14 protein-coding genes are annotated in these 13,433 nt (G+C 60.9%); 5 read left to right on the forward strand and 9 right to left on the reverse strand.

Annotation, left to right across the window (positions count from 1 at the left end; all coding sequences use genetic code 11):
• Positions 1-78: 78 nt before the first annotated feature.
• From RUH75_RS21725 to RUH75_RS21745, 5 genes are read right to left on the reverse strand one after another with little or no spacing between them, the layout of a single operon-like run.
• Positions 79-1,263, reverse strand: coding sequence for an acyl-CoA dehydrogenase family protein (locus RUH75_RS21725; RefSeq protein ID WP_313809281.1), 1,185 nt, complete (start codon positions 1,261-1,263; stop codon positions 79-81).
• On the reverse strand, positions 1,256-2,149 hold the full coding sequence (locus RUH75_RS21730) for a CoA ester lyase (protein WP_313809282.1): 894 nt from the start codon (positions 2,147-2,149) through the stop codon (positions 1,256-1,258). The genes RUH75_RS21725 and RUH75_RS21730 overlap by 8 nt, the downstream gene beginning before the upstream one ends.
• A complete protein-coding gene (locus RUH75_RS21735) occupies positions 2,146-2,601 on the reverse strand; it encodes a MaoC family dehydratase (RefSeq protein WP_313809283.1) in 456 nt (151 codons plus the stop codon). Before RUH75_RS21735 ends, RUH75_RS21730 begins: the two co-directional genes overlap by 4 nt.
• Positions 2,601-3,797 carry an acetyl-CoA acetyltransferase gene (locus tag RUH75_RS21740; RefSeq protein ID WP_313809284.1) on the reverse strand — a complete coding sequence of 399 codons (1,197 nt, stop codon included), beginning with the start codon at positions 3,795-3,797 and terminating at the stop codon, positions 2,601-2,603. Before RUH75_RS21740 ends, RUH75_RS21735 begins: the two co-directional genes overlap by 1 nt.
• A gap of 12 nt (positions 3,798-3,809) precedes the next feature.
• Entirely contained in the window at positions 3,810-5,249 is a 1,440-nt protein-coding gene (locus tag RUH75_RS21745) for a 3-oxoacyl-[acyl-carrier-protein] synthase III C-terminal domain-containing protein (RefSeq protein ID WP_313809285.1), read from the reverse strand.
• Between the two features lie 194 nt (positions 5,250-5,443).
• On the opposite strand from RUH75_RS21745, the gene RUH75_RS21750 reads away from it, so the two are divergent.
• The gene (locus RUH75_RS21750) at positions 5,444-5,740 is read left to right on the forward strand and encodes a Rieske (2Fe-2S) protein (RefSeq protein WP_313809286.1); all 297 of its coding nucleotides are present in this window, start codon (positions 5,444-5,446) and stop codon (positions 5,738-5,740) included.
• Between the two features lie 68 nt (positions 5,741-5,808).
• Positions 5,809-6,642, forward strand: a complete 834-nt coding sequence (locus tag RUH75_RS21755; protein ID WP_313809287.1) for an SDR family oxidoreductase — start codon at positions 5,809-5,811, stop codon at positions 6,640-6,642.
• Between the two features lie 37 nt (positions 6,643-6,679).
• On the opposite strand, the gene RUH75_RS21760 is transcribed toward RUH75_RS21755, so the two are convergent.
• From RUH75_RS21760 to RUH75_RS21775, 4 genes are all read right to left on the reverse strand, one after another.
• The gene (locus tag RUH75_RS21760; protein ID WP_313809288.1) at positions 6,680-8,119 is read right to left on the reverse strand and encodes an aromatic ring-hydroxylating dioxygenase subunit alpha; all 1,440 of its coding nucleotides are present in this window, start codon (positions 8,117-8,119) and stop codon (positions 6,680-6,682) included.
• Positions 8,120-8,140: 21 nt separating this feature from the next.
• Entirely contained in the window at positions 8,141-8,890 is a 750-nt protein-coding gene (locus RUH75_RS21765) for an SDR family oxidoreductase (protein WP_313809289.1), read from the reverse strand.
• A gap of 36 nt (positions 8,891-8,926) precedes the next feature.
• Entirely contained in the window at positions 8,927-9,733 is an 807-nt protein-coding gene (locus RUH75_RS21770; RefSeq protein WP_313809290.1) for an enoyl-CoA hydratase/isomerase family protein, read from the reverse strand.
• 105 nt (positions 9,734-9,838) lie between these two features.
• Positions 9,839-10,282 (reverse strand): MarR family transcriptional regulator, encoded by a 444-nt coding sequence (locus RUH75_RS21775; protein WP_313809291.1) that lies wholly within the window; start codon positions 10,280-10,282, stop codon positions 9,839-9,841.
• Between the two features lie 146 nt (positions 10,283-10,428).
• Between RUH75_RS21775 and RUH75_RS21780 the strand changes: the two genes are divergently transcribed.
• From RUH75_RS21780 to RUH75_RS21790, 3 genes are read left to right on the forward strand one after another with little or no spacing between them, the layout of a single operon-like run.
• Complete coding sequence (locus RUH75_RS21780) at positions 10,429-11,172, forward strand: glucose 1-dehydrogenase (RefSeq protein ID WP_313809292.1); 744 nt, start codon at positions 10,429-10,431, stop codon at positions 11,170-11,172.
• Positions 11,156-12,424 (forward strand): acyl-CoA dehydrogenase family protein, encoded by a 1,269-nt coding sequence (locus tag RUH75_RS21785; protein WP_409592415.1) that lies wholly within the window; start codon positions 11,156-11,158, stop codon positions 12,422-12,424. Before RUH75_RS21780 ends, RUH75_RS21785 begins: the two co-directional genes overlap by 17 nt.
• Positions 12,421-13,425 carry a phosphotransferase family protein gene (locus tag RUH75_RS21790; RefSeq protein WP_313809293.1) on the forward strand — a complete coding sequence of 335 codons (1,005 nt, stop codon included), beginning with the start codon at positions 12,421-12,423 and terminating at the stop codon, positions 13,423-13,425. The genes RUH75_RS21785 and RUH75_RS21790 overlap by 4 nt, the downstream gene beginning before the upstream one ends.
• The last annotated feature ends 8 nt before the right edge of the window (positions 13,426-13,433 follow it).

Consider the following 13,433-nt stretch of genomic DNA (forward strand, 5'->3'; position numbering starts at 1 on the left):
CGGGACCCCGGAGCAAGTCCGGGGTGACGAGGGTGGGGATGTCGGGAAATGGCCACCTCCGGCCAAACAACCCTTCCCCTATTTCTTGAACAGGTCGCGCCCGATGATCTGCTTCATCACCTCGGCCGCGCCCCCCGCGATCCGCACGATCCGCGCATCGACATAGGCCCGTGCAATCGGATATTCGGTCATATAGCCATAGCCGCCGAAGAACTGGAGACACTGGTCCACCACCTTCACATGCAGGTTGGTGACGACCAGCTTCACCTTGGCCGCTTCCACCCCGGTCAGTTCCCCCGCCATGAAACGCCGGATGCACCAATCGGTAAAAATCCGCGCCGACAGAACCTCTGCCGACAGCTCGGCAAGCACGAACTGGGTATTCTGGAAGTCCCCGAGCGTCTGGCCAAACATCTTGCGTTCCGACGTATAGTCGACCGTCCACTGGATCGCCGCCTCCGCGACGCAGATGCTGCGCACCGCCTGGGTCAGCCGCTCCTGCGCCAGCTTGCCCATCATGATGCCGAAGCCGCCGCCTTCCTCGCCCAACCTGCGATAGAGCGGCGCGCGCACGTCTTCCAGGAAGATTTCCGACGTATCCTGCGCCTTGAGGCCGATCTTCTCCAGATTGCGGCCCCGCTTGAAGCCGGGCTGGCGCGTGTCGACCGCGATCAGGCTCACACCTCTGGCACCGGCCCCCGGATCGGTCTTGCAGGCGGTCACCATCACATCGGCAAGCTGGCCGTTGGAAATATAGACCTTCTGTCCGTTCAGGACATAATCATCGCCCCCGTCCAGTCCCTTGGCCCGCACCGCGCGGGTGCGGATTTCCTTGACGTCCGATCCCGCGCCCGGTTCCGTCAAACCAAGAGCACCGATATATTCGCCGGACACCATCCTGGGCAGGACTTCGCGCTTCAACTCCTCCGTCCCGGCCGCCAGGATATAGGGCGCGACCATTTCGGAATGGATCATGAAGCCCGGGCCGGTGATGCCCTTCTTCGCCAGTTCCTCGATGATGACGACGTTGTAGAGCCAGTCAGCGCCGAAGCCGCCATAGGCCTCGGGAATATTGGGGCACAATATGCCGACCTCACCCGCCCGCCGCCAGATTTCGCGGGGGACGACCTCATCCTTTTCCCACTGGCCATGGTTGGGCACCAATTCGTCATCCACGAAGCGGGCGACGGTTTCGCGGAACTGTTCGTGTTCGGCGGAGAAAATCCCCCGCCCGCCATCATTGCGGAGCTGCGTGTCAGTCATTGCGCGCCTCGTGCATCGCCAGCGTCTTTTGCGCCTGTTTCAGATGGGGAATGTCGAGCATCTTGCCGTCCAGTCCCAGGGTTCCGGAATCGGGGTTGGCGGCGAACAGGTCGACCACTCGCCTTGCGAAGGCTACCTCCTCCTCCGAGGGGGAGAAGCATTCATTGATGATGTCGACCTGCGCCGGATGGATGGCAACCCGGCCGGAAAAGCCCTCGGCCCGCGCGGCCTTGCACGATGCGCGCAGGCCCTCGGAGTCGCGGAAATCGACGAACAGCGTATCCACCGCCTCGCCCCCGGCGGCATGAGCGCCGAGCAGGCAGAGCGAGCGCACCATCTTGTATGTGTGCGTCCATTCACCCGAAGCATCCGTGTTGCCGCTGGCGCCGACCGCCGAACTCAGATCCTCCGCGCCCCAGGTGAGGCCGTAAAGCCGGTCCAGCCCGGCGCCTGCATAATCGCCCAGACGGAAGGGTGAGATGGCCGTCTCGGTCGCCACCGGAAGTATCTTGATCGATCCTGCTTCGATACCGGATGCCGCTTCCAGCGCGCTCAGATAATGGCTGACCTGCGCCACATCCTGTGGCCCGTTGACCTTGGGCAGCATGATGCCATCGGGGGCGGCCGGCACGATCGCGGTCAGATCGTCCAGCGTCCAGGGCGTGTCGAGCGGATTGACGCGCACCCAATATTGCGACTTGCGCGTGGCCCTTGGCCGATCCTTGATGAAAGCGGGCACCATCTCCCGCGCTATAGGTTTGCGGGCAGCCGCCACCGCATCTTCCAGATCGAAGATGAAGGCGTCCGCATTGACGCCGTCCACCTTGCCCATCTTCTTCTCACTGTCCCCCGGGATGAACAGGAAGGAACGCAGCGGCAGGGTCATGCCTGCGGCCTTTTCAGCTGCAAACCGGACCGCTTGCAAGAGGCGACCAGTTCTTCCTTCTGGTTATACGCCTTGTGCAGGAAGGTGACGATGCCCGCCTCCGGCCGCGACTTGGATTCGCGCAGTTCGATGACTTCGGTCACGACATGGATCGTGTCACCGGCGAATAGCGGATTGGGGAAGCGCACCTCATCCCAACCGAGATTGGCCACCGCCGTCCCCAGCGTCGTATCCCCAACGGAAATGCCGACCATCAGCCCCAGCGTGAAGGCCGAGTTCATCAGCGGGCGGCCGAAAGGCGTGCCCTTCATATATTCCGCGTCCAGGTGCAGCTGCGCCGGGTTATGGGTCAGCGTCGACATCAGCAGATTGTCGGTTTCCGTGAGGGTGCGGCGGATGGCATGCTCGAAAACCTGCCCAACCTCGAGTTCGTCAAACCAGATACCAGCCATTATGCAAGCCCCAGAACAGAGATGGCCGCGATGCCCTGATAGGGAACGCCGCCCAGATTATGCGTAACGCCGATGGAAGGATTGGAAAGCTGACGCTCCCCGGCCCGGCCCAGCAGCTGGCTATAGACTTCATAGGCCATGCGCAGGCCCGAAGCCCCGATCGGATGGCCGAAACATTTAAGGCCGCCGTCGATCTGGCACGGCATGGCGCCATCCCGGTCGTACCGCCCGTCCAATATGTCGAACACCGCCCGGCCATCGTCGGAAAAGCCCAAATCCTCCATCGTCACCAGTTCAGTGATCGAGAAACAGTCATGCACTTCGCTCAGGTTGACTTGCGACTTGGGATCGGTGATCCCCGCCTCCTTATAGGCGCGGGCCGCCGCATTGCGGGTGGTCGCGACATAGCTGCCGTCCCATTCATTGGTCTGGGTTTCGCGACCCGAACTGGTCGACAGCTGAAGCGCCTTGATCGTCACCAGATCCTTCTTGCCCAACGCCCGCGCGATTTCCGGCGTGGTCAGGATCGCGCAGGCCGAACCGTCTGACACGCCCGAACAATCGAACAGGCCGAGCGGATCGGAGATCATCGGCGCGTTCATGATGGTTTCCATCGGCACCGCCTTCTGGAAATGCGCCTTGGGGCTGTACTGGCCATTCTGGTGGCTCTTCCACGAAACATGGCTGATGGCGCGCTTCAAATCCTCCTTCGACGTGCCATATTTGGCACGATAATAAGGCGCGAGCTGCGCGAAACCGGCAGGCGCGGAACCCATCGGCATCCACAGGTCGTTGAACGTGCCCTTGAATGGCGGCGGCAGGCCACCGAAGCCCGTATCCTTCAGCTTTTCCGCCCCGATAGCGAGCGCAATGTCGACCGCCCCCGAGGCGACCGCATAGGCCGCACCGCGCAGCGCTTCGGTGCCGGTGGCGCACATATTCTCGACCCGGCTGACCGGAATGCCCTCCAGCCGCAATGCCATCGCCGCCGGAATCGAGGAATTGCCCACATTGATGCCGTCACCCCAGCAGCCGAACCAGGCCGCCTCGATCTGGCCCCGCTCGATGCCTGCATCCGCCAGCGCTTCCTCAAACGCCTCCTTCATCAGATCGGGCGATCCGGCGTCCCAGCGCTCCCCGAATTTGGAGCAGCCCATGCCGAGAATGGCGACCTTGTCCTTGATACCTGTTGCCATGATGCGCCCTCCTCAAGCCGCGCCGAGCGGCGTTGCTTTCCAGAAATACCGATTATAGCCGCGCTGCCGGTCCTTTTCCTTGATGCGATAGACCATGCGCAGCTTCGCCCCCGTGTCGATACCGTCCTTGCCGATATCAACCATCTCCATGAGGACCCGGGCGCCGGAATCGAACCGCACGAAGCCGACCCAGAGCGGCGGCGCAGGATGATAGGACAGCCAGTCCGCCGTCGATGTCAGCACTTCCGCTTGCTCATTCCGCAAGGGGACATTGGAGAAGCCCTCGTTGGAGGCATGGCAGCTCACGCAATATTGCAACTGGGGAAACTGCACCGTTCCGCAGCTTCCGCATTTGCCGGCATTGAAACCCTCCAACTGGCCGGCAGAGCGATATTGATCCGTGAGCGCCGTCTTCGCGCTCTTTTCCGAGCGCATGCCCCATTCCGCCTCGATGCCGTTGTAAAAAGACAGCATCCGCAAATAGCTGTCGGTCGGCAGCGCGTCGGCAATGGACCCGGCAACGCCGCGAACCGGCTGCGCTGCCTTGATGGAATCGGTGGTCTGGAAGATCAGCACATCCGCACCCTGACCGAACCCCACCAGCAGGATGCGTTCGCCCGGCTGCGCCTTCTCCAAAGTCGCGGCCAGCATCAACAAGGCCTGGGCAGCACCGGCATAGCCGACTCCATCCTCCAGGCCCGGAGCGACCGTGCCCGCGAATTTTATCTTCTTCGCAACCGCATCGGCCGCGCCCTTGAGATAGGAGGGCATGACGAAATGCTGGACGTCACCGATGGAAATTTGCGCGTCGGCCAGTGCAGCGTTGACGGCGGCGGGCACGATCTTCGCATAGCCCTCGTCCCGGACCCAGCGTTCTTCCCAGACATAGTCGCTGTCCGCATCGCTATTGCGGAAATGGTCGACGAACACATCCGCGACTGTTGCCGATCCGATCAAGCGCGCCGCGATATCTTCATCCGACACCAGAAAAGCCGCCGCGCCCGCGCCGAACCCCAGTTCTTGAGCGCTCGCGGGTTTCGCGAAGGGATTGTCGGAGCCGATGACCAGACTTGCCTCCGCCCCCTTGAGCGCCTGAAGCAATGCGGACGTGCCCGCGCGCTGGGAACCGGTGATGTCGGAGGTCGCAACCGTACGGGCCGCACCGATTGCACGGGCGACTATAGCCGCATTCTGAAGGTCCGCATAAGGCAAATGGGTCGAGGCCAGACGCACCGCCCGCACTGCGGCCGCGTCTCTTTGGCCCAGCGCATCGCGGGCTGCTTCGACCCCCATGGTTATGGCGTCTTCATCCCAACTGGTGAACGCCCGGCTTCCCTTCGCCTGCCCCCTGAGCCCCGGCGCCATCCACGCATGGGCAGCAGCGATGACCGAACGGTCCAGCCGAAGCCGTGGAACATATGCGCCGAAACGTGAAATACCCAATTGCGTCATGCACATCACCTGCTGAAGGCGCAAAGCCTCGTAATGTATCGAATGCCGACAGCTTTTTGCTGCCGATCGCGCGACGGACTCGGCCGCCCCACAAGACCGTTGATCAGATCTCGAAGCTGATGTAGTACGCTTTCGTACGTTACGCAAGTTACTTAATAAACGAGCGCCACCGTAAAAAGCGAGAGGAGCCGGACTTGGCCAGAATTGCATTGTCGGACCTGCCCGAAACCGGTTCCCGGATTTTCGACCTGAACGGCAAGCGGGTGTTGATCTGCCGAAGCGCCGTGGGCATCCGCGCCATGAACGAGATCTGTCCCCACCAGCATCTGTCGCTGGAAGGCGGCCGGGTGCGGGGTAATTTCATCATGTGTCCGCATCATGGCGCGCGATTCAGTCTGGAGGATGGCAAGTCGCTCTCGCCCCTGACCCCCAATGGACTGACGCTCTATGCCACCCGTCAGCTGGACGATGAGCTGGAAATCGACCTCTGACCGACTGGAGGCAGGATCGTCCGATTTTGCTTCACTAGCCCGGATATTTCATAACTGGAGTGGATTTCATGACCAAGGCCCCTTTGTCGCCACCATTTCAAATCGATCTTACCGGCCAGGTCGCCGTCGTGCTGGGCGCATCCGCCGAGGGAGGCACAGGCTGGGACATTGCCGAAAAGCTGGCCGCTAACGGCGCGAAAGTGGTCGTGGCCGCCCGAAGCCTTGCCCCCCTCGAACGGCTTGCCGCCAAGATCGGGGGGAAAGCCATATGTTGCGACGCGGGCAGTGAGGACGATATCAAGGCGCTGGCCAAGGCCGCGATCGACACGTTCGGCCGACTCGACATCGCCGTCAACTCGGCGGGACAGCCCGTCATGAGCCTGATATCGGACATGAGTCGGGAACTGCTCGAAACGGCATCGCGCGTGAATTTCTTCGGCACGACCTTCTTCATCAAATATATGGCGGAAGCCATCGGCCATGACGGGTCGATCATCTTCATTTCGTCCATGTCGACCACGCATCCGGTCTTTCCGCATGCCGCCTATGCCGCTGCGAAATCCGCTGCGGATTGCATGATCCGCTACGCCGCGCTCGAATATGCCTCGCGCAATATTCGGGTGAATTCGATCCTGCCCGGAGCCATCAATTCGGACATGGCGAAGGAAGCCTTTGCCGACCCCGCCTTCGCCGCCACATTCGAACGCGAAATCCCTTTGGGGCGGGTCGGCGTCCCGGCCGATTTTGCCAATGCCGTCCTCTGGCTCGCCGGGCCGGCTTATGTCACCGGCCTCAATCTTCAGATCAATGGCGGCAACCAGCTTACACGCATGCCACGCCTGGACGAAATGCCGGGCGGCGCCGAATCCTATGGATCGGGCAAGCCATTGGGCGACCGATGACATGTTCGGGGGCGATCGGATCGCCCCCCTTTCCTATTCAGACTTTGCGATCTTCGAGATAGAGATCCAATTCTGCCAGAAATTGCTGAATCCTTCGCTCTTGCTCAGAATATACGATAATGCCGTTCAAACCGCGCGAATGCATGCCGCGCTGAAGCGTGACCATATTGGCGATATCCTGCTCCACGACTTCGCCACCTTGCGGATTCTCATAAGTGGTCCGGCGAATGGCAGGACGCACCTTGCCGGAAACGTCGACATCATCCTCCACCCCCATATAAGCGGGCGGACGCCGCCCCTCCGCCAATTTCGCCGACAGGATGAAGACATCCTGATAACCGCGTTCGGGATCAGTCGGATGCGGGCGGAAGCGTTGCAGCAATATGCCTTCCGGATGCATGTTCAGCGTCACATTGGGGAATAGCGATGGGTTCCAGTCGTCGCTCAACTGGTTGTCCGTGAAATCGGAATAATCGAGGCCGAACGGGTTGTCTTCGCGCCGCTTGGCATCCTGAAGGGCGCGGCGGACATGACGCGCATCGCCCCTGAAGCCGGCCGGGCGGACGCCCGCCTCCTGCAGAAAATAGGCCAGGCCGACATTGACGAAGCGGCCATCCGGCCAGCGCGGACTGACCGATCCGACCGCGAACAGGTTTCGATTATGCCCGTTGGAATAAAAATCATATTGGACGAAATGATCATCGACATAGGGTTTGATCTGGGGATGGGTCGCGTGGGCATGATAGGTTTCATTGAAGACCGAATACATGGTCTTCCAATTGGCCGGAACGTCGATCATCAAATGTTTTACGACGAACATGTCCTCCATGCGATAGGATGCCAGCATCGGAAGAAGTTCACCATAATATTCCTCGAACGGCATGGGGTCTTCCGCCATGCTGATGAATACCAATCCGGCAAAGACTTTCACATGAACCGGTGTGAGATCGAGATTATGGCAGAGCGCCTCCGGCTGAAAGGTATCCCGGTCGGTAACCCGAACATTCTTGCCCTTCAGATTGAACCGCCAGCTGTGAACGATGCAGGTGAAGGAACTGGCGCCATGCCCGAAATCATCCTGCACCAGTTCATTTCCGCGATGCTTGCAGGCGTTGTAGAAGGCGTTGACCTCATCTTCCTTCGATCGCACGATGATGATCGACTGCGCCCCGATGTCGAAACGGAACCAGTCTCCCGGCTGGGCGATATCGCTGGCCACCCCGGCGAGCAGCCACAGCTTGCTCCACATCTTCTCCTCTTCGATAGCCTTGTCGGCGGCATCGATGAAGCGACGAGTGGAGGCGGTGCGATAATCGCCAATATTGGGATAGATCTGATCAAGGCGATAGGACGGCCGCGCTTCATAGTCCGCTGTCTTCGGGCCGGGTTCAAGCGTGAAGGCTTCGGGATCGGCAAGCTGATCCTTGATCGGCCTGTCGTTGAACCGGATTTCAGCATAGCGGGTGGGCGTCGCCATATCGCTTTCCTCTTGGATCGGTCAGAACTGGACGCGCTTGGTGAAGCCGCCATCAATGACGATGTTCGTGCCGGTCACATAGGACGCGGCCGGGCTGGCCAGGAACACGACCGTCTTGGCGACCTCTTCAGGGGTTCCCATGCGGCCGGCCGGAATCTGCCCGACAATGCCGGTGTAGAGATCCGGCATCATTGCCTTGACGCCTTCCCAGTTGCCGCCCGCATAGCTTACCGGTCCTGGCGAAACCATATTCACCCGGATGCCCTTGGCGCCCCAGGCCTGGCTCAGTTGCTTGCCATAGGTGATCACCGCCGCCTTGATCGCATTGAAAGCCTGCGGGATCAGGAACGTCTCGAACGCCGCCGTGCTCGACATCAGGATCACGGAACCGGCCCCCGACTTTTCCAGATGCGGCTCCAGCGTCTCGCAGCCATCGACCGCACCCAGCATATCGAGCTGATAGCTGGCATCCCAATCCTGCGAACCCTGCGCCCCTGAAGAGCTGATCGAATGGATGAAGATATCGCAGCCACCCAGTTCTTCGGCCAATCCCGACAGCATGGCCTTGTAATCGTCCCGGTTTTCCCAGACGAATTCACGGGTCACGACTTTGCCGTCCAGTTCCTGCTTCAAATCGTCGAGCGCATCGCCATTGCGCGAGAAAAGGCCCAGCTCCGCGCCTTCGGCGGCGAACAGTTTCGCCGTGGCAAGACTGATGCCCCGCGTGGCCCCACCGATGATGACTTTCTTTCCTGCCAGTTCCAGATTCATAGCATCTCTCCCGAATTCAAATCATTATGATGATCATCAAACAGCCGGCCAGTACACGTCACCCATGCTCTCGCCTCCATCGAAGCGGGACTGGATGGCTTTCATGTTCGCCAGGCTATCCGGATGCGCGAACAGCGTCTGGCTGATCGTCTGATCGTTGCTGATACCGTCGGTCTGGTTGAGATCTTCCGCTTCGCCCAGCATCTTCTTCATGCCTGCGACCGATTGCGGCGGCAGGGCCGCAATCTCCCTCGCCATGGCCAGCGCTTCCTCAACCGCCCTTCCCTTGGGCACGACGCGATTGACGCCGCCAAGCTCATACAGGCGCCGGGCCGTCAACGGCCGCCCCATCAACACGACCTCTGCCGTCACCGTCCGCCCGATCAACCGCATCAGCCGCGAAGTTCCGCCAATGCCGGTTCCGGCACCGATAATGACCTCCGGCTGGCTGAAGCGGGCCTGCTCCTCGGCAACGCGCAGATCGCATGCCCAGCCCAACTCGCATCCCCCGCCTGACGTATCGCCATTGATCGCGGCGATCGTGACCGCCTTGCCGCGGTTGAGCGCCTGAAGGCTGCGGAACCATCCGGCCGGATCGCCGCTGGCCGGCTGACCGGCCATCAACCTGACGAGATCATCGAGAGAGGCATGCTCCAGCCAGTGCCCCTCCACCGACGAAGCCAGCACGATCACGCGCGCGCCTTGCTCCAATGCCTGGTCCAGAGCGTCGGCCAGGTTGGAAACGGTCGCACAGGTCGTCACATGGTTCGACGCTCCGCCATCTCCGACCGTGACAAGAGCCACAGCTTCGCGATCCCATTCGAGTGATACATTTCCAGCCATGCGTTGCTCTCCTGCCCGCGCCGGCCTTTCGCTTCCGCCATGCGCTTCATTTCGACATGCAGGCTAGCAAATACCGGGCCCGAGTCAATATCGTATGTTAGCACATTATTCGCTGGCGGCCATGTTCATCCGGGTGAGATTCGCGTGAATGACGGCCAGCGCACGTTCGACCATCGCCAGTTCCTGATCCGTCAGACCCATCATGGCCTGACGGTTGAATGCCTGTGTCAGCGCGGTGGAATCATGCAGCGCGCGGTAGCCCGCATCGGAAAGGCGCACCTTGTTCCGACGACGATCCGACGCGCTGCGGACGCGCACCACATAGCCCTGAGTTTCCAGCAGGCCGAGCTTCTCTCCAAGCGACACCGCGCCCACCTGCATGGCCTGCGCCAGTTCAACCTGACTGACGCCCTGTTCCCCATATTGCGACAACATGATGAGCATCCAGCGCTGCGCGCGCGTGATGCCGACCGGCCGCAACGCGGCATCCAACAGTTTGCGGCGCAAGCGGGCAATATCGTGGACCAGCGCGCTCAGAGTGCGCCGCATCGCGTAAGGCATTCGATCGACAGAAGGGCCAGACATAAGAACCTCTTTTCAAATGATTGAGGCCCTTCCCTCTCGACCTCAATCCGATCGTTTGACATTTAATATGGTACCGTATTAATTGCTAGCGATCTATTTTGGAGAGAGGCATGCCGAATCTGTTCGACCTGAAGGGCAAGGTCGCGCTCGTGACCGGTGGCAGTCGGGGCCTCGGCCGTGCCATCGCGCTCGGTCTTGCGGATCATGGCGCCGATCTGATCATCGTCAGCCGGAATGCCGATAATTGCGACGCGGTAGCGCGCGAGGTGGAAGCGCGGGGACGGCGGGCGCTGGCCCTTCCAGCCCATATGGGTCGCTGGGAGGAGATCGATCCGGTCGTTGAACGCGCCTATGCCCGTTTCGGTCGTGTCGACATATTGGTGAACAACGCGGGCATGTCCCCCGCGGCGCCGTCTTCGGTGGAAACCTCCGAAAAGCTGGTGGATGCCGTCCTCTCGCTCAATTTCAAGGGTCCGTTCCGAATGAGCGCCCTGATCGGCACGAGGATGGTCGAAGCGGGCGGCGGTTGCATCATCAACATCGGCAGCGTCGGCGCCGTCAGGCCTACGCCGGAAATCATACCCTATGCCGGTGCCAAGGCGGCCCTGAATGCCATGACTATCGCCCATGCCCAGGAATTCGCGCCCCATGTCCGCGTCAATGCCGTGCTTCCGGGATCGTTTCGCACCGATGTCGCGCAGCATTGGTCAGCCGACAAGGAAGCCGGCACGCCCGCCGTCCTCAGGCGCTTCGGCGAGCCGGACGAAATCGTGACCACCATCATATATCTCGCCAGCGACCATAGCCGCTTTACCACCGGCGCATTGATCCGGGTCGATGGCGGGCGTCCCTGACAGCGGAGAGAAAAGCGGCATGATACCCGACCAGAGCGAAAAATCCCGAGCCATGGCAGAGCGGGTCCAGCATTTCATGGATACCCACATCTATCCCAACGAAGCACTCTACGAACGCCAATTGCATGAGGGAGATGCGCTCTTCGCCCTTCCCCCGATATTGGAGGAACTGAAAGCCAAAGCGCGTGAGCAAGGGTTGTGGAATCTTTTCCTGCCGGATTCGGAAAATGGCGCGGGCCTCACCAATCTCGACTATGCGCCGATCGCGGAAATCATGGGGCGGTCCCATTATGCCTCGGAGGTTTTCAACTGTTCCGCACCCGACACCGGCAATATGGAGGTTCTCGATCGCTACGGAACCGAAGCCCAGAAGGTGCAATGGCTGAAACCACTGCTGGAAGGCCGTATCCGTTCCTCCTATTGCATGACCGAACCCGATGTCGCCTCGTCCGATGCCACCAATGTCCAGACGCGGATCGAGCGCGATGGCGGCGATTATGTCATCAACGGCCGCAAATGGTGGATCACCAACGCCTATCATCCGTTGTGCCGCATCTACATCGTGATGGGAAAGACCAATCCCGATGCGTCGCCCCATCTGCAACAGTCGCAAATCCTCGTCCCCGTCGACGCGCCGGGCATCACGCTCGTCCGGCATTTGTCTGTCCTGGGATATGCCGACCAGCCCAAGGGACATGCGGAAATCATCTTCGACAATGTCCGGGTACCCATCGAAAACCTGATCCTGGGCGAAGGGCGTGGTTTCGAAATCTCGCAGGGACGGCTGGGACCGGGACGCATCCATCATTGCATGCGCATTATCGGCCAGTGCGAAAGGTTGCTGGAACAGACATGCCGACGCCTGCTGGAACGGGTCGCCTTCGGCAAGCCGCTGGCCCATCAGTCGATCTGGCAGGAACGTGTCGCGGAAGCCCGGATACAGATCAATATGGCTCGCCTGCTCACTCAGCGGGCCGCGCATCTGATGGACACGGTCGGCAACCGGATCGCACGGAGCGAAATTTCCCAGATCAAAGTCGCTGCGACGCGCATCGGCCGCATGGTCGCGGAAATTGCGGTGCAGGCCCATGGAGCGGCGGGGCTGTGCGACGATTTCGGCCTCGGCTTCTCCTTCGCGCGCATGCAGATGCTGCGCATGGGCGATGGTCCGGATGAGGTTCATAACCGCCTCATCGCCCGCATGGAACTGGACAAATATCGCCCCGCCGCCACGAAGGGACAAGCGCGTTGACCGGTCGGCAGGAACGGTTCAGCGGCGAGGAAGCGCCGCCCGCGCACCTACAGCTCGATCTTGGGGCGCTCGCCGACTGGCTCGGCCCGCGCCTGCCGGGAATGGGAACGAATCTCAGCGCCACCAAGTTCAAGGGCGGGCAATCCAATCCGACCTACAGGCTGACCGGCCCTGCCGGCTCCTATGTGTTGCGGCGCAAACCGCCGGGAAAGCTGGTGGCATCCGCGCACCGCATCGACCGGGAATATCGCATCCTGTCGGCGCTCGCAGCGTCCGATATTCCCGTGCCACGACCGCAGCTTTATTGCGCCGACGCCAGCATCATCGGTTCGGAATTCTTCATTGTCGACCATGTCCCGGGCCGGGTGTTCTGGGAAGCGGACATGCAAGGCGTGCCGTCCGTTGACCGTGCCGCCATCTATGATGACATGAACCACATCCTCGCCCGCCTGCACGGGATCGATCCCGCTGCAATCGGATTGGATGATCTGGCACGGGAGGGCAGCTATACAGCCCGCAATCTCAAACGATGGTCGGCGCTCTACACAGAGGCTGAACTGACCCCGATTGCGGACATGCGCTGGCTGATCGACATGCTGCCCCGCCATCTGCCGCAAGGGGAGGAAACACGGTTCATCCACGGCGATTATGGTCTGTACAATCTGATCGTGCATCCGGCAGAGCCGCGTGTCGTCGCCGTTTTGGACTGGGAAATGGCAACGATCGGCGATCCCCTCGTGGACCTTGCCCACCATTTGCGCGCCTGGTGGGATTTGCCGGATTCCAGCCTGGCCGCGACCAGCCTCGCCGGAATGGATCTGCCATCGCTCGGCATCCCCGCAATGGATGATTATATACGGCTTTACTGCGCGCGACGGAGAATCGCGGTTCCCGACATGCGATGGTACCTCGCTTATGCACAGTTCCGTTATGCCGCCATGGTGCAAGGGATATTAGGCTGTAGTGACATTTTAGGGATTCACGGCGGCGGCTTTTTCTGATTCACCAC

Origin of the sequence: Sphingobium sp., assembly GCF_032153725.1 — a bacterium.
Taxonomy (GTDB): domain Bacteria; phylum Pseudomonadota; class Alphaproteobacteria; order Sphingomonadales; family Sphingomonadaceae; genus Sphingobium.